At 47.6% G+C, this 25762-nt stretch carries 26 protein-coding genes; 4 read left to right on the top strand and 22 right to left on the bottom strand.

Annotated elements, in window-relative coordinates; genetic code table 11:
• Positions 1–10 precede the first annotated feature (10 nt).
• The 3 genes from lpdA to M3630_RS08510 all read right to left on the bottom strand — a co-directional run bounded on the left by lpdA (position 11) and on the right by M3630_RS08510 (position 4965).
• Positions 11–1432: a dihydrolipoyl dehydrogenase gene (gene lpdA, locus M3630_RS08520; protein WP_251251829.1), complete on the bottom strand. Its 1422-nt coding sequence runs from the start codon at positions 1430–1432 to the stop codon at positions 11–13.
• 138 nt (positions 1433–1570) lie between these two features.
• A complete protein-coding gene (locus M3630_RS08515) occupies positions 1571–2662 on the bottom strand; it encodes a Glu/Leu/Phe/Val dehydrogenase dimerization domain-containing protein (RefSeq protein ID WP_047068882.1) in 1092 nt (363 codons plus the stop codon).
• Between the two features lie 233 nt (positions 2663–2895).
• Positions 2896–4965 carry a sigma 54-interacting transcriptional regulator gene (locus tag M3630_RS08510; protein ID WP_173609582.1) on the bottom strand — a complete coding sequence of 690 codons (2070 nt, stop codon included), beginning with the start codon at positions 4963–4965 and terminating at the stop codon, positions 2896–2898.
• A gap of 215 nt (positions 4966–5180) precedes the next feature.
• Between M3630_RS08510 and M3630_RS08505 the strand changes: the two genes are divergently transcribed.
• Positions 5181–5441: a DUF2627 domain-containing protein gene (locus M3630_RS08505; protein ID WP_007720834.1), complete on the top strand. Its 261-nt coding sequence runs from the start codon at positions 5181–5183 to the stop codon at positions 5439–5441.
• On the opposite strand, the gene M3630_RS08500 is transcribed toward M3630_RS08505, so the two are convergent.
• The 8 genes from M3630_RS08500 to M3630_RS08465 all read right to left on the bottom strand — a co-directional run bounded on the left by M3630_RS08500 (position 5438) and on the right by M3630_RS08465 (position 11145).
• Positions 5438–6358, bottom strand: a complete 921-nt coding sequence (locus tag M3630_RS08500) for an MraY family glycosyltransferase (protein ID WP_251251828.1) — start codon at positions 6356–6358, stop codon at positions 5438–5440. The two genes, M3630_RS08505 and M3630_RS08500, sit on opposite strands and share 4 nt — an antisense overlap.
• A complete protein-coding gene (locus tag M3630_RS08495; protein ID WP_251251827.1) occupies positions 6340–7032 on the bottom strand; it encodes a glycosyltransferase family 2 protein in 693 nt (230 codons plus the stop codon). The genes M3630_RS08500 and M3630_RS08495 overlap by 19 nt, the downstream gene beginning before the upstream one ends.
• Positions 7019–7573, bottom strand: a complete 555-nt coding sequence (locus M3630_RS08490; protein ID WP_251251826.1) for a copper transporter — start codon at positions 7571–7573, stop codon at positions 7019–7021. The genes M3630_RS08495 and M3630_RS08490 overlap by 14 nt, the downstream gene beginning before the upstream one ends.
• A 26-nt stretch (positions 7574–7599) precedes the next feature.
• On the bottom strand, positions 7600–8766 hold the full coding sequence (gene steA, locus M3630_RS08485) for a putative cytokinetic ring protein SteA (RefSeq protein ID WP_251251825.1): 1167 nt from the start codon (positions 8764–8766) through the stop codon (positions 7600–7602).
• A gap of 110 nt (positions 8767–8876) precedes the next feature.
• Positions 8877–9053: a DUF2759 family protein gene (locus M3630_RS08480; protein ID WP_173609587.1), complete on the bottom strand. Its 177-nt coding sequence runs from the start codon at positions 9051–9053 to the stop codon at positions 8877–8879.
• Between the two features lie 109 nt (positions 9054–9162).
• On the bottom strand, positions 9163–9972 hold the full coding sequence (locus M3630_RS08475; RefSeq protein WP_251251824.1) for a class I SAM-dependent methyltransferase: 810 nt from the start codon (positions 9970–9972) through the stop codon (positions 9163–9165).
• Positions 9969–10352 (bottom strand): VOC family protein, encoded by a 384-nt coding sequence (locus M3630_RS08470; RefSeq protein ID WP_173609589.1) that lies wholly within the window; start codon positions 10350–10352, stop codon positions 9969–9971. Before M3630_RS08470 ends, M3630_RS08475 begins: the two co-directional genes overlap by 4 nt.
• A gap of 16 nt (positions 10353–10368) precedes the next feature.
• The gene (locus tag M3630_RS08465) at positions 10369–11145 is read right to left on the bottom strand and encodes a class I SAM-dependent methyltransferase (protein WP_173609590.1); all 777 of its coding nucleotides are present in this window, start codon (positions 11143–11145) and stop codon (positions 10369–10371) included.
• Positions 11146–11245: 100 nt separating this feature from the next.
• Here M3630_RS08465 and M3630_RS08460 point away from each other — a divergent pair, with 100 nt between their 5' ends.
• Positions 11246–12112 (top strand): LysR family transcriptional regulator, encoded by an 867-nt coding sequence (locus M3630_RS08460; RefSeq protein WP_251251823.1) that lies wholly within the window; start codon positions 11246–11248, stop codon positions 12110–12112.
• Positions 12113–12118: 6 nt separating this feature from the next.
• On the opposite strand, the gene M3630_RS08455 is transcribed toward M3630_RS08460, so the two are convergent.
• The 3 genes from M3630_RS08455 to M3630_RS08445 all read right to left on the bottom strand — a co-directional run bounded on the left by M3630_RS08455 (position 12119) and on the right by M3630_RS08445 (position 14132).
• A complete protein-coding gene (locus tag M3630_RS08455) occupies positions 12119–12994 on the bottom strand; it encodes a metallophosphoesterase (protein WP_251251822.1) in 876 nt (291 codons plus the stop codon).
• The gene (locus tag M3630_RS08450; RefSeq protein WP_173609838.1) at positions 12969–13547 is read right to left on the bottom strand and encodes a beta-class carbonic anhydrase; all 579 of its coding nucleotides are present in this window, start codon (positions 13545–13547) and stop codon (positions 12969–12971) included. The genes M3630_RS08455 and M3630_RS08450 overlap by 26 nt, the downstream gene beginning before the upstream one ends.
• Before the next feature lie 114 nt (positions 13548–13661).
• Positions 13662–14132 carry a hypothetical protein gene (locus tag M3630_RS08445; RefSeq protein ID WP_251251821.1) on the bottom strand — a complete coding sequence of 157 codons (471 nt, stop codon included), beginning with the start codon at positions 14130–14132 and terminating at the stop codon, positions 13662–13664.
• 95 nt (positions 14133–14227) lie between these two features.
• Here M3630_RS08445 and M3630_RS08440 point away from each other — a divergent pair, with 95 nt between their 5' ends.
• On the top strand, positions 14228–14665 hold the full coding sequence (locus M3630_RS08440; protein ID WP_251251820.1) for a hypothetical protein: 438 nt from the start codon (positions 14228–14230) through the stop codon (positions 14663–14665).
• Between the two features lie 65 nt (positions 14666–14730).
• Here the strand turns inward: M3630_RS08440 and M3630_RS08435 are convergent, their stop codons facing one another.
• The 8 genes from M3630_RS08435 to dxs form a co-directional block, all read right to left on the bottom strand.
• Entirely contained in the window at positions 14731–14991 is a 261-nt protein-coding gene (locus M3630_RS08435; protein WP_251251819.1) for a hypothetical protein, read from the bottom strand.
• Positions 14992–15304: 313 nt separating this feature from the next.
• Positions 15305–16093: a sporulation transcription factor Spo0A gene (gene spo0A, locus M3630_RS08430; protein ID WP_007720793.1), complete on the bottom strand. Its 789-nt coding sequence runs from the start codon at positions 16091–16093 to the stop codon at positions 15305–15307.
• Positions 16094–16353: 260 nt separating this feature from the next.
• Positions 16354–17688: a SpoIVB peptidase gene (gene spoIVB, locus M3630_RS08425; protein WP_251251818.1), complete on the bottom strand. Its 1335-nt coding sequence runs from the start codon at positions 17686–17688 to the stop codon at positions 16354–16356.
• Positions 17689–17929: 241 nt separating this feature from the next.
• Positions 17930–19654: a DNA repair protein RecN gene (gene recN / locus M3630_RS08420; RefSeq protein ID WP_173609596.1), complete on the bottom strand. Its 1725-nt coding sequence runs from the start codon at positions 19652–19654 to the stop codon at positions 17930–17932.
• A gap of 16 nt (positions 19655–19670) precedes the next feature.
• Positions 19671–20120 carry a transcriptional regulator AhrC/ArgR gene (gene ahrC / locus M3630_RS08415; protein ID WP_007720787.1) on the bottom strand — a complete coding sequence of 150 codons (450 nt, stop codon included), beginning with the start codon at positions 20118–20120 and terminating at the stop codon, positions 19671–19673.
• 5 nt (positions 20121–20125) lie between these two features.
• On the bottom strand, positions 20126–20983 hold the full coding sequence (locus tag M3630_RS08410; protein WP_173609597.1) for an NAD(+)/NADH kinase: 858 nt from the start codon (positions 20981–20983) through the stop codon (positions 20126–20128).
• A 128-nt stretch (positions 20984–21111) separates the two neighbouring features.
• Positions 21112–21930 carry a TlyA family RNA methyltransferase gene (locus M3630_RS08405; RefSeq protein WP_173609598.1) on the bottom strand — a complete coding sequence of 273 codons (819 nt, stop codon included), beginning with the start codon at positions 21928–21930 and terminating at the stop codon, positions 21112–21114.
• Positions 21927–23813 (bottom strand): 1-deoxy-D-xylulose-5-phosphate synthase, encoded by a 1887-nt coding sequence (dxs, locus tag M3630_RS08400; protein ID WP_173609599.1) that lies wholly within the window; start codon positions 23811–23813, stop codon positions 21927–21929. The genes M3630_RS08405 and dxs overlap by 4 nt, the downstream gene beginning before the upstream one ends.
• Before the next feature lie 248 nt (positions 23814–24061).
• Between dxs and M3630_RS08395 the strand changes: the two genes are divergently transcribed.
• Positions 24062–25756: a M3 family oligoendopeptidase gene (locus M3630_RS08395; RefSeq protein WP_173609600.1), complete on the top strand. Its 1695-nt coding sequence runs from the start codon at positions 24062–24064 to the stop codon at positions 25754–25756.
• The last annotated feature ends 6 nt before the right edge of the window (positions 25757–25762 follow it).

Genomic DNA, 25762 nt, shown 5'->3' with positions numbered 1-25762 from the left:
TCCCTCCTTGCTAATTGTGTATCGCTTTTCCGTCGACAGCCTGAGCTGCCTCCATGATTGCCTCGGATAAGGATGGATGCGGGTGAATCGTCTGACCGATCTCCCACGGAGTCGCATCCAGCACACGGGCCAGGCCCGCTTCGGAAATCATATCTGTCACATGTGTACCGATCATGTGAACCCCTAACAAATCATTGGTCTTGGCATCAACGACCAACTTCACAAAGCCGTCATTCTCACCGTGGATTAGTGCTTTGCCTAGTGGCTTGAAGCTGAACTTGCCGATTTTCACATCGTAGCCTTGTTCTTTTGCTTCTTTTTCAGTGAGTCCGACATTTGCGACTTCAGGTCGGCTATACGTACATTTCGGAACCTTGGTGTAATCCATCGGGTGCGGGTTTTGTCCAGCCATGTGCTCTACCGCGAGTATTCCTTCATGCGAAGCAACATGCGCCAATTGCAGACCGCCAATAACGTCTCCAATCGCATAAATATGAGACTCTGCTGTCTGGAAGTATTCATTAACTACGACTACGCCGCGCTCGACTTTGATTTCTGTTGCTTCCAAACCGATGTTTTCTACGTTCGCTTGGCGTCCTACTGATACGAGTACCTTTTCGGCTTCAAAGGTTTGGACTCCATCCTTGACTTCCGCTTGAATAGAGACTTTGCCTTCCCTTTTTTCCAACGATTCAGGCAGTACCTTTGCTCCCGTCACGATGTTGACTTTCCGCTTTTTCAACAGGCGAGCCAATTCCTTGCTCACTTCTTCATCCTCAAACGGCAAAATGCGGTCGGCGTACTCCACAACAGTTACTTCCACACCGAAATCATTGAGCATGGAAGCCCACTCAATCCCGATGACACCTCCACCCACGATGACAACAGAAGCAGGCAATTGCTCCCACTGCAATGCTTCATCGCTTGTTACCACATAGGATCCGTCGATGACCAAACCCGGGAGTGTGCGTGGACGGGAACCTGTTGCCAGCAAAAGGAATCGTGGAACGATCATTTCTTGGTCCCCATTTTCCTTTTCAATGCGTACAGCACCTGCCTGCGGAGAAAAAATGGAAGGCCCCATGACTCTTCCAAAGCCTTCAAAGACAGTAATGCTGCCTTTTTTCATCAAGTATTGAATCCCTTTGTGAAGTTGGTCGATAATGCCTTGCTTTCGCTCTTGTATTTTGGTGAAGTCATAGCCTACAGCACCTGCCGAGACTCCGTATTTGTCAGCTTCCTTCAGGGTGGAGAATACTTCTGCACTGCGCAATAGCGCTTTGGATGGGATGCAACCACGGTGTAAGCAAGTACCACCGAGCTTTTCTTTTTCCACGATTGCTACCTTCATTCCCAATTGGGAAGCGCGGATTGCCGCTACATAACCGCCGGTACCTCCCCCGAGGACGACTAGATCAAACTCTTGAGACACCACGATCTCTCCTTTCATTCGGAAAGCTAACCTGCGTATTAACGAGAATATGAATATTCAAAGAAAATCGTTTATGTATTCCTGACCGCCCTCCTTAGAAGAGCGGACAGGAGTATGAACCTAATAGATGAAACAAGATTAGCGCTTGTAAACAGTCTTGCCGTTTTGCAGGAAAGTATTACGTGATCTGGCAACACTTGCAATGCGCTCTTCCGCCATGCGGTCAGCAGCTTTGTAGGAAGCCATGCCGTCACGTTCAGCGATTTCGTAAATTTTCAGGATGCTGTCATAGATTGTTTCTACTTTTTTCAGTGCACGCTCGCGGTTGTAGCCTTGCAGCTCATCTGCCACGTTGATTACACCACCAGCATTGATCACGTAGTCAGGCGCGTAGATCAGACCCATTTCGTGAATTTGGTCGCCGTGTCTCTCTTCTTTCAGCTGGTTGTTGGCTGCCCCTGCAATCACTTTTGCTTTGAAGAGTGGAATGGTGTCATCGTTGATGATCGCACCCAATGCGCAAGGAGAGAAGATATCGCACTCTACGCCAAAGATCTCGTTAACACCAACAGCTTTCGCACCGAAATCATTCACTGCGCGATCTACGTTTTCTTGATTGATATCCGTTACGATCAAATGCGCGCCTTCTTCATGCAGATGGCGGCACAGATTGTACGCTACGTTTCCTACACCTTGTACAGCAATCACTCGTCCGGAGAGAGAGTCGGAACCAAACGCCAATTTAGCTGCAGCTTTCATTCCGCGGTAGACACCGTAAGCTGTGACAGGGGATGGATTGCCACTGGAACCGAATGCAGGAGAAACACCTGTGACAAAATCGGTTTCCAAGTGGATCATATCCATGTCTGCTACCGTTGTTCCTACATCCTCAGCTGTGATGTAACGGCCATTCAGCCCTTGAATATAGCGACCGAAAGCACGGAACAGCTCTTCGCTCTTATGCTCGCGCGGATCACCGATGATGACTGCTTTACCACCACCGATGTTCAGTCCTGCTGCTGCGTTTTTGTAAGTCATCCCACGACCGAGACGCAGTACGTCCACAATCGCCTCTTCTTCTGTTTTATACGGCCACATGCGCGTACCGCCGAGTGCTGGTCCTAATGTCGTATCATGAATGCAAATGATTGCTTTCAAACCGGAATTTTCGTCTTGGCAAAATACCAATTGCTCGTAATCGTACTTTTGCATGTAGTCAAAGATGTTCACTGAAGAAACCTCCCTAGTATCTTTCGTTTTCCGCTTAAGTAAGCTGGCGTAACAGTGGGCTCCATTTGGAGAATTTCCCGCCAAGAGGTATATGCAAAAGTCATGCCAACAAAACCAACCTTGTGAAAGCGCTTTATTTTAGAGAACGCGGGATGATCGTCCCTGCGTCAAGTCTGCATTTTTTTGCATATACGCGCAAAGATTTGCGTGCAATATTTTGCACACCCATTTCCTTACTCTTCCTGCACATCCATGATGCCCAATTTTTCCATCTTGTAGTACAAACTGCGAATCGCGATTCCGAGGCGCTTGGCTGCAAGAGTGCGATTGCCTTTGGCTGCCGCCAGTTCCCGCAATATGTGCTGACGTTCGGCCTTTTCCACCGCTTCTTTTAACGTAGTGCCAGTGGAACCCTCATGCTGGGCCTCTTCCTTTTTGGTCGAAACGATTCTTCTTTCCAATGGGGGTAAATGCTCCGGCATAATGATTCGCTCGTTGATCCGCATATGAATCATCGCTCTGCCCAGTACATTCTCTAGCTCGCGTACATTGCCTGGCCAGTGGTAGGACAGAAGCATCTGCCATGTTTCTTCATGCAGCTCTTCTACATTTCTTCCGTATTCCAGATTGGCTTTTCGTAGCAGGTGCATAGCAATCGGCTTAATATCTTCCAAGCGCTGTCTGAGTGGAGGGATATGAATCGGTACGACGTGGAGACGATAGTACAGGTCTTCACGGAAACGTCCCGCTCCGATCGCTGCCTCCAGATTCACATGGGTAGCCGCAATGACGCGAACATCGATGTTGATCGGCTTCGTTCCACCGACACGCACAACCTCTCGCTCCTGCAGGACGCGCAAAAGCATGACCTGCATGCTCATGGACAGCTCGCCGATCTCGTCCAAAAAGATGGTTCCACCGCTCGCTTCCTCAAACAGCCCCCGCTTCCCTCCTCGACGCGCACCTGTAAACGCGCCTTCCTCATACCCGAAAAGCTCACTCTCCAAGAGGCTCTCTGAGATCGCTGCACAATTTACCCGGATGAACTGGTTGTATTTTCGTTCGCTTGCATTATGTATGGCGTGCGCAAACAGTTCTTTCCCTGTTCCCGATTCCCCGCGGAGAAGGACAGTTGCTGGTGTTGACGCCGCTTTTTTGGCTTGCTCGATCGCCTGCTGCATGGACTCGCTATAGCCGATGATGTCTGCAAAGCTATATTTTGCCTCCAGATTGCGGATGATGCGACGAGCTTTCTCCAGCTCTTCTGACAGACGCTTGAATTCGGAGACATCGTGAATGACGCCAACGCTGCCTTTCAGCTCCCCATCGACCACAACCGGCGCAACATTGACCACGACGTCCTTGCGCTTTGGTCCCAGTTTCATAGGGACGCCTCTCACTGCCTTCTTCGTTTTCAGGACTTGCATGTGCATACTGTCGCCTTCGGAAATATCTACCGTCGCTGGTTTCCCGATAATGTCTTCTTGCGAAAAACCCGTAAGCCTTGTGTAGGCCGGGTTGATCAAAAGCCCATTCCCGTATTGGTCAACGACTGATATCGCTTCGTCCGATGATTGAATAATCGCTTGCAGCATGCTCTGCAAATCTTTCAAGTTCGTCACTTCTTCTGCCAACGCCATGATTTCTGTAATATCACGGAAAATGGCAACAGCTCCGACAACTTCTCCTCGATCATTGCGAACGGGCACGCGGTTTGTAATAATGCGCGTCTGATTCGGCAAGACTTGCTCCTGATTCAATTCGGGAGAGCCTGTCGTTAATACAATATGTAACCGAGTGTTCGGTATACGCTCTGAAACTTTAGTATCCAGCACTTCACTCGCCTCGATGCCCATCAATCGCTCTGCAGCTTTGTTGAACAACGTAATAATTCCTTGGCGATTGACCCCGATGATCGCGTCATGTGTAGAGTTTAGCATCGTTTCCCGCTCTCGCTGATTTTGCATCAAAACGGCAATCAGCTTATCGCGTTCGCGAATCAATTTCATGACGATTCTTGTAAACGTTCCTGGGATGAGCACTGTCTTGTCTTTTTTTAATTGCCTGAGGTGCTCATACTCCCCCAGATCCCCTGTAGCTTCTAAAATGACATCCAGATCCTCATCCAAATAAGGCCGATAATCCTGATCGACGGGAATCCCCAATGATTGGGCAAGCAGTATGCCTGGGGCGTCCGGCCTTTGATCGACGACAGCAACAACTTGTAATCGGTCCATCTGGTTTAGCATCCGCAGGAGTGCTGTTCCACCACGTCCCGCACCAACGATGAGCAGCTTGTGCATGCGAGAGACCCCTCACTTTTTGAACAACCTCTTTACGATCTTACTCGTAACCATTGTACTCCAACAAATCGTTGATGGACAGGCGTTCTTCCCTAACGTGCGCTCGTTCGTGTGCAACAGGTACGGTGGACAAGGCTGAACGCATCCGATATGATGAAAAGACCGTCCCGTAATTATTGTAGTCCTTTACGCATTCGAGAAAGGGGTGAAAACCCTTGGTTTTTCAGAAAATCATTGCACTCTTAATTATGGTAATTCCGGCGGCAATCGCCATGTACGGAATCAAATTAATCCGTGACGCATTCTTCTATTCTGCCTCTCCAGACGTTGGATTTTTATGGGGAAAACTCATTCTAGGTATACTGGCTTTCGCCATCCCTGTATGGTTTATTGCCGGATTTATTCTTCATCACGAACGCAAAAAAAATCGCGTACAGCCCCGTTTCATGGTTCCTGAACCTGATGACGAGGACTAGACCAAACCGGACGAGCCAGTCTGGTTTTCTTTATTTTCAGCTTCTGTAACTCTCCCCCATTGGTCGAGTCGACGGAGCCAACCAATCTGTTCAATAACGCGGGAAAACGAGCAAAATTCTGCCGCAATCTGAAGACACAAAAAAAGCATGAGCATACTCGTCTGCACATAAATCGGTGTCCCGATGACAAAGAAAAAGCCTGCTGCAAAACCTAAGGCATTCGAACCTGTATCTCCGAGCATGATTTTGCCGCCAACGTCGTGGGGAAATAGGAGGATGCTCGCAAGAAAGATAGGAATCAACAAAATCCAGTTGACCATTGCCGCACTGGCTCCTATTGTCAGTAGGCCAAAACCTACAGCGAGTGCTATCAGGCACCAAAATACTTTAATCGCTCGTCCTGGCCGCAGATCAAACAAGTTAATGATATTGGGTGTGAGCGCAAGCAAACCAAAGGCCACAAACTCAGCCCACAACGTGTTCGAAAGAGCAAGGGTGAGACAAAAGGCCGTGCTTGTCCCCCCAATTAACTTCCACATGCCGCTGGTTATTCGCCTTTCTCGCCATAACACACCGAAATGTCCACGAAAGCCTTTTACATCCCGATCTGATGCACAATCATCACGCCAGCCCCAAAAGGCCATCGTAATCATACCTGTCAGAAATAAAATACCGTGCAGGAAAAGCTCGCGATCGACCCTTCTGAGCCAAAGTAATCCGATTAGAACTATCCCAGTTATAACGCTCGAACATACGAGGATGAGCCCCCCTGCTGTCAATACCGGCTCTCCATCGTAATTGAATCGATTCATTCCAAGCGCTTTGAGCTTTTGTGTGCCGACTTTATACAGGGGACGGTCAAGCACCAGTGGAAAAACGACCGCGACGAGTATCATTATCATGATTTTCGTTTCCACACTTGCCCCTCCCACCATTTCCAGCATAGCGTTCGGCTAATCGCGACAAACTCTTTCCCCCGATGACAGAAGCCTGCCCAATCGTTTTTCGTTTCACGATGCGAAAAAAAGACAGGGACCTCTGCTACACGATACCCTGCCCGCAAAGCATCGACAGTGAGCCCCACCTCTATGCCAAATCCTCTATCCTGGCTCCCTAATTGCTCAAGAAGCTCGCGACGTATTGCGCGTTGTCCCGATAAAGGGGCTTTTGTTTCAAAGCCTGTCAACATCCGAATGCCATGATGGGCCAAGCCTTTTGCTAATCCGAGACCTGCTTTCACTTTCGGAGGTGGCAGAACAGCTACCGCCATATCACAGACATCTTGTAGCACCGGTGTAAGCAACTGTGCGGCTTCTGCTGCGCTGTCTCGCAAATCACCGTCCAGAAGCATGACCACATCCCCACTGGCGTACTGCCAGCCCAATTGAACAGCTGCACCTTTCCCTTGATTGCGCGGCACTCGAATGACCCTATCCGCCCACTTGCTTGCGATGTCTGCCGTCTCATCTTTACTGCCATCATCAACGACGATCAGTTCATCACAAAAAAAGCGTTCACGGATGGCACGGAGAGTATCACCAATGGAAGCCTGTTCGTTGAACGCCGGGATGACGACACTAACTTTTTTCACGCGAGCCCTTCCTCTCAGTCAATCTCTTTTGCACTTGTTCTAAGAGTGCCCATTGTTTTGCAGGAGAGTCGGGCATTTCTACGACCTGTATCCAGGAATTCATCTGTTTTTCCCGTAGCCAAAGCGGGGCTTGCCTTGCTACCACCAAAAGCACCCCATCTTCCCAACTGTCACCCTCGCGATAAGAAACCACATCCATGCCTACTGAATGCATCAGTTGCGTAAGCTGTTCAGAAACGTTGCCATCCTCCTGCCAAACATACACCTTGCTTCCTGCAAGTTCGTCCACATAGCGTATGCTCATGAGCTGGACAACTTCTTGGTTGCTGCGCGCAACTTCCTTTAGCAATCGATTCATTTGCTGCCTTAATTCATGGTTGCTTTTGAGAGCGCGATCGTACTTTGCTTCCATATTGGAAAGAATGCTTTTAGTTCCTTGTGTTATCCATGAATGGCCTGCCGTCCCTCCTAACAAGATCCCTACCCCAAGTGCGACAAATATGGCAGCCAGTGAAATCAAATGATAGCGGAAGGGTATCATGTATACCTCCATGAAAAGTGCGTTGTTCATAAAGTCCAAGTCCGCCATTGTGTCCAAATCATCTGTACAGCACTGCGGGCGATTGGATTAATAACGAGCGCGGCTGAAACAGGGAGAAGCATAGCGACTAGGCACCAACCCCACAGCTTCCATGACTCGCTCGGCCTATAGAGATGACTGACTCCTTTGGCATCAATTAGCTTTGTCCCGATCTTCGTGCGGACCAATAACGTGCTTGCCATACCTTTACGGCCTTTTTCCAGAAAATCAATCATATTGGTATGAGCACCGATCGTGACGATCAGTTCAGCCTCCTTTTCGTACGCTAACAGCATCGCCACATCTTCGCTCGTACCAGGCGCTGGCAAGACATGATAAGGCAAACCGAGAGCTTTTACGCGAGTCGTTCCAGGTGCTGTCCCATTCACAAAAGCATGTACGACAATCTCCGCTCCGCATTGGAGCGCTCTGTCCGAGATGCTGTCCATATCTCCCACAATCAGATCTGGACGATATCCTGCTTCCATGAGGGCATCTGCACCACCATCGACCCCGATCAAAACAGGTCGATATTCCCGAATGTAGGAAGATAGCGTCAGCAAGTCCTCTCTGTAATGTTTCCCGCGAACGACGACAACGACATGTCGCTGCTCCATTTTTGTATGTAATCGCACATGGCAAAGCGGTTTTAAAAATAGGTCTTTTTCCTTGCTGGCGTACAAAAGTGTATTGTCGATAAACGAAGAGAGTGTGTCATCCAACTTATCGTGCGCTTCATGCCATCGTTTTAAAATGGAGGGAACCGTCACCTGCTGCAGCCTGCATACATGGACCCACTTTTCTTCCAATAGGATGTACAGATTTTCTTCACGGATTGTTGCATACTTGCCCTCGATCCACTCCATGAACGAATCCGACACATCTACATCCAGTACCTCATAGAGTGTGATCCCGTTTGTTAAAAGTTGGCGAGCCCCTTCAGCCGGGTATTGCCCCGTCATGAATGCCGATAGGTTGAGGACGACTTTTACCCCTCTTTCCAGCAAGGACTGTGCTGCTATCTCATCAACGTCCGGATGATCAATGATGGCGATATGATGGGAGTGGAGACGTTTGCACAACTGCTTCGTCTTCAGATCAGCCGCTACGACAGCCGTGTATGAATGTGCTGCAGAACCTTTTCGTTTGCCCACTTTTCCACCTCCGCCTTTAGTATGCTAAATATTTCCTTCTCACATGCAAAAAAAAAGAGACTGTGCACGAAATGCACAGCCTCTTTTAAGCGAAGCGTTTTCAGTTTCACCTACGCACCTTTGGCCAGGTAGTAAATGATCAAACCGTCTGCGAACAGGAAAACCACCAAAGATACAAAGCCAAATAAGATTGCAAATGTGTTTTTCGCTCTGATGGAATTCAAACAGCCCCAAGCGATAAAGAATGTGAAGATAAACATCAGGATGTCAAATAAAACGATTTTCATTAACGACAACTCCTTCACCATGATGACGCAACAGGAATACAATGGCAATTCCATTATATAGCTTCGGGTATTATGAGACAAGCATATCCAAATTTGTGAACAAAAAGTTTCACAATTGTTTTCCTTTTATTGTGCCACAAGTTGCGCTGCCTATCCAGATACTCCAGCAATCCTGCTCGATCCATTTTTCTTGCCCGGCTACGTGACCATGGATGGTATGTACGAGGTCTTTCAGTTCGTCATCAGTTAATTCATACAGAATGGATCGGCCTTTTCTTGAAAGCAAGTCAGCTTCCAAATCAGACCAGCTATTGTATTCTCGTCTAGTCTCCCATAGTGTTGTCTTGTTCACCTGCTCAAGCCCCGCGAGCTTCATGGTGTCCTGCACCGTTGTATCATCCGGTCTTCGTGTCTGCTCTATCGCTAGCAAGCGCGGGTATCGCGTAAAGAAATAACCGCGAAAATGAGTCGGCGAGGCCGGCATTTTGACATCATCCATCGTCCGGTCTTGGATTAAGCAAATTCCCTCCGGTGCCAATAGCCTAATGACTTCTTTAAAAAATTTCTGCAAGTCTTGCTCCGGGAAATGATGGATCAAGGCGCGAGCGAATACAATATCCGCACATTGACTCGGCAAGCCGGTTGCCCGTGCATCCCCCTGTGCAAACGAAATCTTCGGATCGTCAGCGCATTGCTCTCTCGCCGCATCAACCATCACCTGGGAAAAATCAACCCCCGTGACAGAAGCAGCTCCTAACCCAGACCAAGCCTTGGTATAAATTCCACCACCACAACCGATGTCCACGACGTTTTTTCCCACGGGATTGACGAGCGACTGGATCGCCTGACTCCACGAATTGTCGGCGGTTCTCCCTGTATAGCTCAACTGGTTTTTCTCCGCGTGAAAATCAATTGTCATTCCTGTTTCGCCTCCATGAACTCCAATCGGTTCCCAAATGGGTCCTCTGTGAAAAAGCGGATAAGGTGCGGGATTTCTTCATCAATCCGAAACGATACCCCATTTGCTTGCAGGTGCTCCATCAGTGAACCAATGTTTTGCACGAGAAACGCCGGATGCGCTTTTTTCGCGGGAATGAATCCTTCTTCTACGCCAATATGAATCATTTGGGCACCACATTGAAACCATACACCCCCTCGAACAAGAAGCTTCGCTGGCTTTGGAACCTCCGGCATTCCCAAGAGCTCACCGAAAAACTTGCGCGCTACGTCCTCTGTTCCTGCTGGTGCTGCTAATTGTACATGATCAAGCCCAATCCATTTATGCGTTGTTGTTGTCATCGTCTTCATTTCCTCCTCATTTTTGGCAAAGAACCATCCATTCGTCAATCTGATGGGTCATTACTCTACCATCCTTTGTGGTAAGCCCTAGATATTCTTTTTGTTCATCTGTAGCGTTCAGCAGCAGTTTTTCCACGCTCGCTTCCTGCTCGGATGATTCGGAGGTACGTTGGACCCATGGTAAAAATTCAAATCTTTTTTTGCGTCCCTGCTGCTTTTGCAAAGTCATGCCGTTCGCTTCAAACAAACCTCGCCATTCACTTACGGAAAGACAGCGAACATGACTGGGATCGCGTGTTTTCTCTATTTCATTTATGAATGCCGAGAGTGACGATTCCTCAGGAGAGACATTGTCGATGAAGAGAAACAACCCACCAGGGGAAAGCACGCGACTCACCTCACGAACAAAAGCCGCCGGATCGGGAAAATGATGAGCCGCAATTCGGCATGTGACGATCTCAAATGATCCATCGAGAAACGGGAGAGATTCTGCGTCAGCCTGAACATACATCACATTATGGACAAGTGCTGTATCATTGGCCGCAGATGCCGCCATGAGCATCGGACGAGTCAAATCCGTGGCGACGACCAAGCTCACATGTGGAGCCAATGTCCTCGCTACGTGCCCACCTCCCGTGGCGATATCCAGTGCCCGCCAGTTCTCTCTTGGCTGCATCCACTCCACCATCAGTTCCAGGTCGCTGCCTTTTGCATGCGTCTTGCTTTGCACGTATTGCTCTGCATTTTTTCCAAATTGCGCTTGTACAGCCTGTTTGATCTCCTCATTCTTCATCAGGAACACCTCCTGACTACATCATATTCCAATGTTTGTCATCCTTGTTATAGAATACAGATAACTAGTTATCGAGAATTTGAATAGGAGGCAACTAAAAGTGGATCGAGAAAGTCTTGAGGTTTTTTTGACGATTGCTCGTCATGGATCGATTAATCGTGCTGCACAGGCGTTATTTTTGGCGCAATCAACACTTACACACCGATTGAAGCAGCTAGAGCGCCAGGTTGGGAGTGCGCTTTTTGTTCGCACTGCTTCAGGAGTGAGTCTAACTGGCGAAGGACGTCGGTTACTACCGGTGGCTACAAATATCGTGGAGCAAATGCGCTCCTTTATCCAAGAGAAAGAACAGCGCCAATCGATGAACATCGTCGCAGGAAAAGCTTTTGTCGCCTATGAACTGCCGAGACTGATTGGTGAGTACCGGATTGCTCATCCGGGCTTTACCTGCTACGTCCGCTCTACGTTGTACGAGGAGTCCCTCAGCGCTCTGCTAACCGGCACAGCCGATATTGCCTTTCTCGGGAGTGAAATGTATCACCCGCACATCCATCAAGAATTTCTTCCCAGCGATCGACTCCTGCTCGTCATGGCCCCGAGCCACCCTTGGGCAATTGGGTTTCCAGGTTTTCAAGCATGGGGTACCGAGGAAATGATTGTGTTCGGGAATCACACCGCTCCTTATCGCCAACGGATTGACCGCTATCTGGCACAGAAGGGAGTTTTTCCGAATATTATTATGGAATTGGACAGCTTCAATGCTGTTAAAAAAATGGTCGAACGGCAGCTAGGGATCACCATCCTTCCGGAAAGAACCATACAACAAGAGCTTGCGACCGGAAGATTGGTTGCCTACGATATCGCAAACGGCGAATTAGTTCGCCCAACCCTTATCGCCTACCTTCATCCAAAAAAAGAGGACGATGCTTTCCAGCAATTCGTCCAATGGATCAAGGAACATTATTAACAAAATTCACTGTAGGGTTAGTACCGTAAGCTCCGGGCGGCAAAACAAACGAACAGGCAAGATCGTCGTACCCAATCCTCTGTTGGTGTACACAGCCATACCACCTACCTGATACATTCCTTGTACATATTTACGCCCGTATTGCGGCGCCAATAGATGACCAATGAAGGGCAAGCGTACCTGTCCTCCATGACTGTGGCCAGACAGTTGAAGATGCACGGGATATTGTGACGCCATATCAGCAAAATCAGGCTCATGAGCCAATAAGATAACGCTGCCCTCTGGCGGAATATTTTCTAACGCTTTTGAAAGATCTGGTACGCCATAGAAAAGGTCATCCACTCCCGCCATGTATAACTGCTGGCCATCTTTGTGCACGACAACATGCCGATTATCCAACACTTCGAATCCTGACGCGACCAAGCCATCCCGGACTTTTTGCTGTTCACCAGCTCGATAATCGTGGTTGCCCAAAACGGCGAATTTGCCTAATGGGGCTAGGAGCTGATTGAAAAGGGGAACGGCGGCGAATACAGGTCGTGTCACTTCATCAACGATATCCCCTGTGAAGCAAATCAAATCCGGTTTTTCGCCCTGGATCACAGCAATAACCGACTCCAACTCTTTCGTTTCAAAATAATGACCGAGGTGGACATCGCTGAAATGAATGAGCTTTGTTCCCTTAAAGCTTTCTGGCAATCCCGGTATCGTAATGGACAATCGCACGATATCAAGTGCTTTACGTTCCCATACATGACCGTACACGCCAGTCGCTATTCCGAGACCAATCAATCCCCCTACCCATTTCGTGACTCTGTGGAGAAATGTTTTCCTCGAAATGGGAGCAAGGTTAGGATCATTCACTGTCCTTCGTTCGCTCATACCCATTCACGACAACGTCCAATCTCCCCGTCACCGGGTCAATGAGTAAGCCATGTACCTCCACATTCGGTGGGAGGAGCGGGTGATTTTTAATCGTTTCTACGCTATTTTTCACACTTTCCTCTACACGATCGAACCCGTGCAGCCATTTATGTAAGTTAATCCCCGCATGTTGGAGCGTGGAAAACGTTTGAGCCGTGACTCCTCGCTCCAGCATCTTCTCCATTGTGCGTTTGCTATCGATCGCACTCATCCCGCAGTCATAATGCCCGACGACCATCACTTCTTCAGCATTCAATTCGTAGATCGCAATTAGAATACTACGCATGATACTTCCAAAAGGGTGGGACACGATTGCCCCGGCGCTTTTTACGTGCTTGATATCCCCATTGCGCATGTTCATGGCTTTCGGCAGAAGTTCAACCAAACGGGTATCCATACAAGACAGCACGACCAATCGTTTATCAGGAAACTTGGTGGTTTGGTACTTTTCATATTCTTGGTTGGCCACAAATTCGCGGTTAAATGCGAGAATTTCATCCAAATTGCGCACTTTCACAGCACCTGCCTCGCTCTTAGTAGTATGTATTTGTATTGTATGCTTTTCTATTTTACATAGGAGGATCAAAATCTCGCAAGGGACTCTGGCAGTTTCTTATCAAATGGTTCATTTTGTCAGGATGTAATGCTGCTCGTCCAAACGAAACTTTTTTGGTGTAAAGAGGTCCTCGATCGTTGAATAAATGGGTTCTCTTTTCGTGAATTTCTCACCTATCCCCAGACCATACAGTTCAACCTGCGTCTTGTCGTGATCTAGCAGCTCCTCACACCAAGCACGTAGATGCATCATTCTGTTCATGCTTTTTTGATAATCCTCTAGGTATCTTTGATAATGACGAGGTCTCTCCTCTTCTGGATACATCCCGAATTTCACTTTATCAGGATGCTTGGAAATGCTAAATCTACAAGCACAACCCTCTTCGGTTGTCATCCACCATGCCTGTTTTTTCGGAAAACGCTTGAAGAAATGAGGACTTTTTTCATGTGATAGCTTGCCTGTCAAAACATAAGGAGAGACTATCGGATTAGGGTCAATTCCTGGTGTTTCTCTTATCATGACGAATAATTCTAGGCACATGGATTCAGTTCCTCCGGAAAGAGTACATTTTTAGTTATAGTAAAATTACCTCAACTTTGGTAAAATAACCAAAAAATAATTAGGAGAGTTGCAGATTGAAATTTAGACTAGCCTTAATACTTGCACTAGCACTAATCCTTCCAGCCTGTAGTGAAACGGCAAGCACACCAGAAGTGCCGCTACCTGCATATGTATTAGCCATTGACCGATTTGACGAAAGCACCGGAATGTGGATGGTTGCTTTAGCCACAGAATCAGATGATGAAAAGGAATTGCGCGCTTTAGTGGAAAATACTCGGACCTTAGCGAAAGACAAGAAAGAAGAAGTTAACTCCGTTTCTGTGACCATTATCAAACCAGATGGAAGGATTCCTTCCACTGTTACTGCATTTGGCAGAATTGCCTTGACGAGTAAAGGCATGGAACAAACCGGATTGAGTAGTATTTCCGAAATGGTCTTTGAATATAAAAACGCTCCCCCTGCAAGCCCCGAACAACCACCTACTACACCAGCTAAAGAAACAGCTAAGTGACCTCTGTAATTCTCTTTAGTAAAATGGTATATTGATGATCAAAGCCAGGGTTAAAATACCTTGGCTTATTTCTTGTACCGACACAACAGCCAATTCATCAGGTTAAAACTTGGAAAAGCTTTTCTGTTGGATATTTTTGTTGCGCTTTTCATATCCATTCCTGAAACGTCGGCATAAAAAAGACAGGTTTCACAATCTATGCCTGTATTGGCTATTTCTTTTCCCTCAATGGTTAGAAACCTTTGACGATAACCAGCCTGCTTATACGCAATTGGTGATGTAGAAGAGCTAATTCTAATTTCTTTATAGGATAGTAGTTTGCTCATTTCATTTAATCTCCGAAGTATTAACCTTTAAATTTTGATGGGTTTTCAACATAACTTTCGATCACATAGCCACAATTTGTACAGATTTTATGAATGATCGCGGAACTAAGCGGAACAAACTTGCCGAAGGGAAACACTCCCGCATCCCCAGCTTGCCTCCCTTTTCCAATCTCATTACACCCACATTTTTGACACTGCACTTTAGGATTTTCCATTTTGCACCTCGCTTTTACTACGTCCTACCCATACAAAAAGACACTAGCAAGCAAATGCTAATGTCTTTTTAAGGATCGTGTAAACGATTCTCTACATCCTAGCTAATCTTCGCCTCAATCCGCAGCTTATCTGCCACCATGGCAATAAACTCACTGTTGGTCGGCTTCGCCTTGGTGTTCGAAATCGTATAACCAAACAAGCTGGAGATCGAGTCCAGATTACCACGGGACCATGCTACTTCAATCGCATGACGGATGGCACGTTCTACACGACTAGCCGTTGTATTGAATTTCTTTGCAATGTCCGGGTACAGGACTTTGGTAATCGAGCCGAGCAGCTCGACATCGTTGTATACCATTGTAATCGCTTCCCGCAAATACAAATAGCCTTTGATGTGCGCTGGAACTCCAATCTCATGAATAATGCTGGTGATGCTCGCGTCCAAATTGCGACCGCGGATTTGCAAGGTAGCTTGCGGTTTCACAGAAGAAACAAAAGAAGAGGCAGGCTTGGTTGTAATGATTTGACGGATGCGCTGAGCCAGCACCTCCATATCAAACGGTTTCAAAATGTAGTATGCTGCTCCCAGCTCTACTGCTTTCTTCGTAATTTCTTCCTGCCCGAAAGCAGTCAACATGATAATTTTAGGTTGAGGACTTAAGCGCATGGCCTGAATTTGCTCCAAAACAGCCAAGCCATCCAGATGTGGCATAATGATATCCAAAATTAATACATCGGGTACACGTTCCTGCAGCAGTCGAACTACCTCATTGCCGTTGTAAGCAACACCCACAACATTCATGTCATACTGGCTACTGATGTACTCTTCTAACAGATTCACAAATTCTCGGTTATCATCTGCCAACAACACTTCAATCTTGCTCAAGGTCGTTCCTCCTAACAATGGACGGTCTTTTGGAAAGAAGGTGGCGTTTTAGAAGTTAACAAATCTAAAAGGTTTAGTCCATACCATCTTTTTCTCTACAAAAATTATTCGACAAAGCAAATTCCATTCCTGCCAATGACGAAAGATTGAATGATTTAACTGATATTTCGACAAAGAATTCTTTCATTTCTAACCGATTCGTCAAAGGACTGCAAAAATCGGAAAAGCCGTCTCGCTTCGTTCGCGTGACGGCACTTTATTCAGGCAGCCTTGGTTGTAGGGGTTCGGGATTCGGCAGTATCTCGGACATTCACGCCAGCATCCTGAAGCATCCATTCAATGTAGCAACCGTATCCCGAAGTAGGATCATTGACAAACACATGCGTGACAGCACCGACGATCTTGCCCTTTTGAATGATCGGACTACCGCTCATCCCTTGTACGATGCCACCTGTCTTTTCCAAAAGGCGTTTGTCCGTGACTTTAATAATCATCCCTTTGGTTGCGGGAAAATGCTGCTTGACCACGTTCGCGATCTCAATATCGAACTCTTCTACTTTCTGACCTTCCACGACAGTAAGAATTTTGGCTGGCCCTTCCTCTACCTGCTCGGCAAGAGCGATTGGTAACGGCTCCTGATAATAGCTGCGTTTGGGCTCGTCCTTCATTTTGCCGAAGATGCCAAAAGGGGTGTTTTTCGTTATATTTCCAAGAACTTCACTTTCATTGTAGAAACGTGCAAATTTCTCCCCTGGGTTGCCACTTTGTCCTTTTTCAATCGATGTGACACTTGCTTGCACGATCTGGCCATCTCCTACGACAATAGCTTGACCAGTATCAACGTCGGAAATGACGTGCCCTAATGCCCCGTACGCTTTGGAATTTGGATCATAAAAGGTCAGTGTCCCTACTCCTGCCGCTGAATCCCGAATATAGAGACCCATGCGGTATTCACTGTCTTTTTTATCTTTTGCTGGGTGCAAAGTGAGCGAAAGCTTTTCCTTGCCACGAACGACAAGCAATTGGACGGAATGATTCTTTTTCCCATTTTCGTTGATCAATTTCTTTACATCATTCATGTCGTTGATGTACATGTCATTCATTTTGATAATCATGTCACCAACGTGTATACCTGCCTGTTCACCTGGAGAAAACTTGTTTTTACCATCGTCTACTAAATGATGACCGACAACCAAAACACCCGCTGTTTGCAGCTTCACCCCGATTGACTGTCCACCAGGGTACAACCGCAGATCTGGCAATACATTTACTTTTACAGCAGTCAGCGGAATGTTATGCCACTTCACCTGCAATTGGGCTTCCCCAGCCCTACGCGGCTCTACAGACATAGGCCTGCTCAAATCAACGGAAACCTCACGCGCCTCTGTCCCGTTAACGTGCAAAATATCAGGATTGCTATTGATTAGCGTGCCCATTACCGGCACTGAGACCCGTAGTTGCTCGAGGGACCCTTCCATCAAACGCAATTCACGGGGAAAGGAGGACAGATCGCGGAACGGGGTGGAACTCACGACAAGCGCCGTGATGAGGAGAAGGAGACTTCCCATCCATTTTCTTTTGTTTTGTCGGATCACCAGTAATCACTCCTACCGTTCCCTACCTACACCTACAAAACAAAACGGTCAGGTCCGTTTTGATTGACCGCAAGCGGTCATGAGGGACACCTCCACCTTGTGTACCTTTAATGTTGCCACCAGCCAAGCGGATTATGTCAGGAAAATAACCCACTCTGAACATTAGAAAGCCACGCTTCATCAAGTCCTTAGCGAGTCCATTTCTGCACTTTTTATCAACGAAAAAAGACTGCCAACCAAATTAGCTGACAGTCTTTCGTTCACGGCCGAGAAGGATCATCTCGCGTGCATGTTCTTCTGTTTTTGCTGTTACCTCTGCCCCGCTTAGCATACGAGCCAGCTCTGATACCCGTTCATCATCAGACAGACGATTCACCCGCGTCTCCGTTTCATTCTCGCTCATTTCCTTTTTGATCAGAAAATGAGCGTCTGCCATGGATGCGACCTGTGGCAAGTGCGTAATGCACAGGACTTGGCGCTGTCCAGCGACCCGGGCGAGCTTTTCTGCTATCGCTTGAGCTGCCCTTCCACTTACTCCTGTGTCGACTTCATCAAAAATGAGGGTCTCCACTTGATCAGTGCCCGCCAAAATCGTTTTAATGGCCAGCATGACACGCGACAGCTCTCCGCCGGAAGCAATCTTCGCCAAGGGACGCAATGGCTCACCCGGGTTAGGTGAGATTAAAAACTCGATCTGATCCATTCCGTTCGCATCTACAAAGCGCTTGATTCCGTCGATTTCTACCCCGTCTTCATCCGGTGTCTGTCTGACGTCGATGGCAAAACGAGCTCGCTCCATGTGCAGTTCTTTTAATTGCTGCTCGATTTCTTGTGCGAGCTTTCCAGCACATTCGGAGCGAATAACCGACAACTCCAATGCTTCCACTGCCAAATCGGCTGCAAGCTCCTGCAATTGCTTTTCCACTTGCTGGAGGCGATCTTCGTAGTGATGCATGTCATCCAATTCATCCTGAATCGTTGCCGCGTACTCCAAAATATCGTCTACACTTTTGCCATACTTGCGTTTTAACGACTGGATTTGATCAAGACGGCGTTCTACTTCTGCCAGCTGCTCCGGTTCAAAATCCATTTGGTACGACAATTGACGAAGGTTATGCACCACATCTTCTATCTGATAGTATGCCGATTGGACCATTTCCAAAATCGGAACGAGCTGTTCTTCGTAGTTCACACCACGCTCAAGCTCACCCATCGCATGACCCAACCAATCCATGCCCTTCTGGTCACCATGCAAAGCCCGGTATGCATCTTGGATCGTTGAATAAACTTTTTCAATGTTCATCCACTTTTTCCGCTGCTGCATGAGCTTCTCGTCTTCACCAGGCGTGAGGGTTGCCGACTCAATTTCATCGAGCTGATATTGCAAAAGATCGATGCGCTGCACCAGCTCCCGATCATTGCGTGCCATGCGCTCCAGATCTTGCTTTGTCTTGCGGTACGCAGTATACAGGGTTCCATATTCTTGCTTCGCAGCTCCCAACGCACTTTCCCCATATGCATCCAGCCAATTGATATGCTTGTCTGACTGCATCAGCATATGCGTATCGTGTTGCCCATGCACCGTAACCAACCAAGGCCCTAACTCACGCAGCATAGCGAGAGTTACGAGCTGGCCATTGATTCGAATGATACTTTTCCCTTGATTCGATATATCTCGGCGTACCACAAGCATACCGTCTTGCTCAATCTGGACGCCGACATTCTTACAAACGTCAAGTCCCGGGTGACCAGGCGGCAATTCAAACAGCCCTTCCACTTCTGCACGAGGCTCACCGTAACGGACAAAATCAGCCGAAGCCCGGCCTCCTAACAACAGTCCTAGCGCATCGATAATGATGGATTTACCAGCACCAGTCTCCCCTGTCAGGATGTTTAACCCTTTTTGGAAAGAGACCGTCACTGATTTGATGATGGCAAAATTTCGGATCGAGAGTTCCACTAGCATCGCAAGCGACCACCTTCTACAACATTTCCATTAAGCGTTTCGTCACTTCATTGGTATTTTCTTTCGAACGGCAAATAATCAGGATGGTGTTGTCTCCACTGATCGTCCCCATGATTTCTTCCCAAGGAAGGTTGTCAATCAGTTCTGCTACCGCATTCGCATGTCCCGAAAGCGTCTTCAATACAATAAAATGATCGGCTTGGTCAATGCTAATAAAGGAATCCACAAGCATACGTTTCAGCTTTTGCAGTGGATTGAATTTTTGTTCAGCAGGCATTGAATACTTATATCGTCCATCAGGAAGGGGCACTTTTACCAAGTGTAGCTCCTTGATGTCTCGGGATACAGTTGCTTGCGTTACGTTAAAGCCAGCAGTCCGCAAGCGGTCCACCAGCTCATCCTGTGTTTCCACCTCTTGATTGCTGATGATATCCCGAATACGAATATGTCGTTGCCCTTTGTTCATATGGATTACTCCCATTCCCCTTGTAATTTCGTTCGTATTGCTTCGAAAAAGCCACCTTTTTTCCACTTAATCAGCGGGGTAACACACGGTGACTTTTTAATGTAAATATGATCGCCGCCCTCGAGTCGATAACCAAACTGCCCGTCAATGGACAATCCCATCTCTTGATGAATGGCATCCACTTCGACCCGGATCGTTTGATTGCCAGACAATACCATTGGCCGAGCCGTCAAGGAATGAGGAGCCACTGGTGTCAGTAATAGCATGTCCACATTAGGGGCCACTATTGGACCGCCTGCAGAAAGTGAGTATGCCGTTGATCCGGTCGGCGTAGAGACAATGACACCGTCTCCGCTGAACGTCGCAACGTACTCATCATCCAGAAAGACTGCACATTGAATGATTCGGCAAAATGACCCTTTTGCAATCCCTATATCATTCATGGCCGTGTATGTCCCCAGCGTGATTCCTTTTCGAACCAAACAAGCTTCCAGCATGGCTCTCTTTTCAATGTCGTACTTTCCAGAAAGGAGATTGTCTACAGCCTGAGGCAGATGCTCCGGTTCCGCTTCCGACAAAAAGCCCAACGTGCCTAAATTAATTCCAAAGATTGGGATAGAGTGACCGGCAAGCTGGCGAGCAATTCTGAGTAGCGTGCCATCGCCTCCCAATACACAAACCAAATCCGCCTGCTTCCCCATCTCTTCTACAGATGCGCCCAGTTCCAGATGCCCAACATCTGAAGCAATATGTTCATCTAGGAATACTTGCGCCCCTCTGTCCTCAAGTAAATACAGCAGTTCCCGTGCAACGATACGTGCTTCGGGTTTTCCTTTGTTCGCTATGATTCCAATTTTCTTCACGTGGTCCACCCCAAAACTGGTTGGTTGGAAATCCTTCTTGAACAACCTCATATACAAGTATACAACTTCACATGCATAAATAAAAAGCCTCGATTGTGACAAAACTCCCGAGGCTTTGGTTTTTTATCCTATTTCAAATTCGCATGAGCAGACGCAACTACCTCTGTTACGCATTGAAGCCAAGCTTCCGAATCCATGCCGCCCTCATTTTTCTGGACGTGCATAACAAATTCAATGTTTCCTTCTCCCCCAGTAATTGGAGAGTAGTCCAAGCCTTTCAGCGCGAAACCCAATCCACTGGCAAATTGGCCAATGTCAGTCAGCACGCTCTCGTGTACCTCAGGATCTCGGACGATTCCGTTCTTTCCGACTCTATCCTTGCCTGCTTCAAATTGAGGTTTGATCAGCGCAACGACGTCACCGCCATCCGTCAGAAAACGGTACAACACTGGCAAGATCAATCGTAACGAAATAAACGATACGTCAATCGATGCCGCGTTTGGACGTTCATGTTCGAAAGCTTCCGGGTCCATATGCCGAAAATTCGTCCGTTCCATGACGACCACTCGTTCATCCTGGCGCAAGCTCCACGCGAGTTGTCCGTACCCGACGTCAATCGCGTATACAAGGCGCGCACCGTTTTGCAGTGCACAGTCCGTAAATCCGCCAGTGGAGGCCCCGATGTCCATCATGACACGATCCTTCATGTCGATCTCAAAGACACGCAATGCCTTTTCCAGCTTGAGGCCACCCCGACTCACATACGGGTGTACCTCGCCCTTCACCGTAATTGCAACATCCTCGGCAAATTTGGTTCCCGGCTTGTCACAGCGCTCGCCAGCTACTTGCACAAGGCCTGCCATTACGGCTGCTTTTGCTTTTTCTCTGGTCTCATAATGACCTCTTTCGACCAGAAGAACATCAATCCGTTCTTTTCTTACACTCATGCTTCCACTACGCCCTTCGAAATTGGCATCAAGGACCGGACACGAGCAGCGATATGATCAGCTGTGAGCCCTACCTCTTGCCGCTGTTCTTTCACACTTCCATGCTCAACAAAATAATCAGGTACCGCGACAACCTGTACATTCATGCCGTGATAGCCTGCACGACTGTAGCATTCAATGACAGCGCTGCCGAAGCCGCCCATTTCGCAGCCTTCTTCAACTGTAATAATATCGTAGCCTTCCTTCGCCAGTCGGAATAGAAGCTCTTCGTCCAACGGCTTGCAAAAACGTGCATTGACCAGCATCGGTTTGATTCCTTCTTCTTGAAGCTGATTAACAGCCGCCTCAGCTATTTCGAATACGTGACCGAACGAGAGAATCGCCACGTGTTTGCCTTCGCGTACAATCTCCGCTTTTCCGATTGGCAGCACTTGCAGCTCTTCATCCATTTTGACGCCACGAATCGGCAATCGCGGATAACGATAAGAAATCGGGCCTTCTTTATATTCCACTGCTGTCTTCATCATGTGACGCAGTTCATTTTCATCTTTTGGTGCCATAATGACCATATTCGGAATGATGCGCATGAATGCCACATCATACATGCCTTGGTGTGTCTCCCCGTCTGCTCCGACGAGCCCAGCACGGTCAACGGCAAAAATCACATGGAGCTTTTGGCGGGCGACATCGTGGATCAACTGATCATAGGCTCTTTGCAAAAAGGTCGAATAAATCGCAAAGACCGGCTTCAAGCCTTGGGTAGCCAATCCTGCCGCAAATGTACATGCGTGCTGCTCTGCGATCCCTACGTCAAATAGTCTGTCCGGGTACTTCTGACCGAATGGGATCAAGCCGGAGCCCGCTGGCATTGCAGGGGTCACAGCCACAATTGAATTGTCTTCATCTGCGAGCTTCATCATTGTATCCGCAAAAACGGATGTATACGTTGGTGCAGATTTCGGTGTATCGCCTGACTCGATTTTATACGTTCCGATGCCGTGCCACTTGACCGAATCGGCTTCTGCTGGCGCATAGCCCAGTCCTTTTTTCGTGATGGCATGGATCAATACAGGTCCTTTTGTATGCTTGGCTGTCTTCAATGTATCGAGCAACAGTTCCATGTTATGTCCGTCGATTGGGCCAATATACGTAAAGCCTAGCTCCTCGAAAAGAACGCCAGATACGAGCAGATATTTCATGCTGTCCTTAAAGCGTTCAGCCATATGAGCTAATTTGCCCCCTACAGCCGGTATCGATTTCAACAAGCCTTCGACTTCATCCTTCGCCCACTGATAGTTTTCCGTTGAGCGAATTTTGCCCAAGTAGTTGTGCAGGGCACCAACGTTTGGCGCAATGGACATCTCGTTATCATTTAGCACAACGATGACATTCTTGCGCTCATGACCAATGTGGTTCAATGCCTCTAAAGCCATGCCGCCTGTCAGCGCACCGTCACCGATCACAGCAACGACATGATTCTTTTCCTTTTTCAAATCCCGCGCAGTCGCCATCCCCATAGCGGCAGACAACGACGTACTGCTATGCCCGGTTTCCCAGACGTCATGCGGGCTTTCTACCATTTTTGGGAACCCGCACAGACCTTTGTACTGACGTAAGGTCGGAAACATCTCCCGGCGTCCGGTCAGCATTTTATGTACGTATGCTTGATGTCCGACATCCCAGATCAGCTTGTCCTTGGGACTGTCAAAAACATAGTGCAGCGCTAGCGTCAGCTCGACGACTCCCAAATTCGGCGCAAGATGACCACCTGTTTTCGAGAGCGTTTCGATTAGAAACTGACGGATCTCGGATGCCAATGTATGTAGCTGCGGTTGCGTGCACTTTTTCAAGTCTTGAGGATCATTTATAGTAGTAAGCAGCATTGGTATTCCTCACTTTCCACTGTTCGTTCTCCGGCGATTGTGCATGCTGCATATCAATCAAGCCACTAGAAAACCCGGCTTTCCTTATTGCTATAGCCGATTCCGCTTATTTTCAGCTTGATTCATTATAACGGTTTCTTAATAAAAACACCACTTTTCATCAATATATACGAATATGAAAGCGATATCTTGCATTTTCTGGTAAGATGATTTTGAATACATACTCCGAACAAAAGAGGTGGACGTCCGTGAAGTTCTCACAAATTCAGTATGAGCGCATGGATATGGACAAAGTTGAAGGACAATTCACGCAATTATTGGAAGCGTTTCAACATGCTGCAAGCTTCTCTGAGCAGGATGCGATCATGGCTCAATTGAACAAACTGCGACAAGAAGTGGAATCTGCGCGGCATGTCGCACAAATCCGCCACACGATCAATACAGAAGATCCTTTCTACAAAGCGGAACAGGACTATTGGGATGAAGCAACTCCTCTGTATACGGGAATCGTTTCCCGCTACTATCAGGCGATTGTCGATTCTTCCTTCCGCGCTGAATTGGAAGAAAAATGGGGTGCACAGCTTTTTCGCATCGCGGAGAGCACACTCCGTACATTTTCACCAGAAGTCATCTCTGATTTGCAGGAAGAAAACCGTTTGGCGAGTCAATATGTCGCACTGAAAGCTTCTGCCAAAATCATGTTTGATGGAGAAGAGCGAAACCTTTCCGAGATGATTCCTTTTACAATTGCGAAGGATAGAGACATGCGCAAGCGCGCTAATGAAGCGAAGTATGATTTTATGCAGCAACATACGGATGAATTTGATCGCATCTACGATCAGCTCGTCAAGGTACGCACACGCATTGCCAAAAAACTCGGTTTCAATAGCTTTGTGGAGCTAGGCTATGCACGCATGAACCGTACCGATTACAATGCAGAAATGGTAGCCAGTTTCCGCCGGCAAGTGCTCGATCACATCGTTCCCGTAGCGTCAAAGCTCGTCGAACGTCAGCGACAACGCATTGGTGTCGATACACTTGAGTATTACGATCTTTCCTTTGATTTTGCTACAGGGAATCCAAGCCCGAAAGGCCCGCCGGAATGGATTGTGGAAAACGGGAAAAAGATGTATGCCGAGTTGTCACCTGAAACGGATGAGTTTTACAACTTCATGCTGGATAATGACTGTTTAGATCTATTGAGCAAAAAAGGAAAGGCTACTGGCGGCTACTGTGAATACATCAGCCAATACAGGCTCCCCTTTATTTTCGCCAACTTTAATGGTACATCCGGTGATATCGACGTACTCACGCACGAGGCAGGACATGCGTTTCAGGTGTATGTAAGCCGAGATTTTGACGTCCCTGAATATCATTTCCCAACCTATGAGGCATGTGAAATACATTCAATGAGCATGGAGTTTTTGACGTGGCCATGGATGGAGCATTTTTTCAAGGAAGATACCGACAAATACAAATTCTCTCATCTCAGTAGCGGACTCCAGTTCATTCCGTATGGCGTGTCTGTTGATGAGTTCCAGCATGTTGTTTATGAGAATCCAGATATGACTCCGTCGGAGCGTAAAAAGGCTTGGCGTGAAATTGAGCGCAAGTACCTCCCGCATCGCAATTACGCGCAGAACGAGTATCTCGAGGAGGGTGGGTTCTGGCAGCAGCAATCGCATATTTTTCAAAGTCCCTTCTATTACATCGACTACACACTGGCCCAGATTTGTGCGTTCCAATTTTGGAAACGGTCACAATCAGAGCCAAAACAAGCTTGGGAGGATTATTTGACGCTTTGCCGCGAAGGCGGAAGCAAATCGTTCCTCGAGCTGGTACAGGTGGCGAAGCTTTATTCTCCATTTGAGGACGACTGCCTTCCATCGGTGATTGGCGAGATTGAACAATTTTTAAATAGCATTGACGATAAAAGCTTGTAATAGATA

This window comes from Brevibacillus sp. MER 51 (assembly GCF_023714195.1).
Lineage (GTDB): Bacteria > Bacillota > Bacilli > Brevibacillales > Brevibacillaceae > Brevibacillus.
This window is presented reverse-complemented; position numbering and strand designations above follow the sequence as displayed.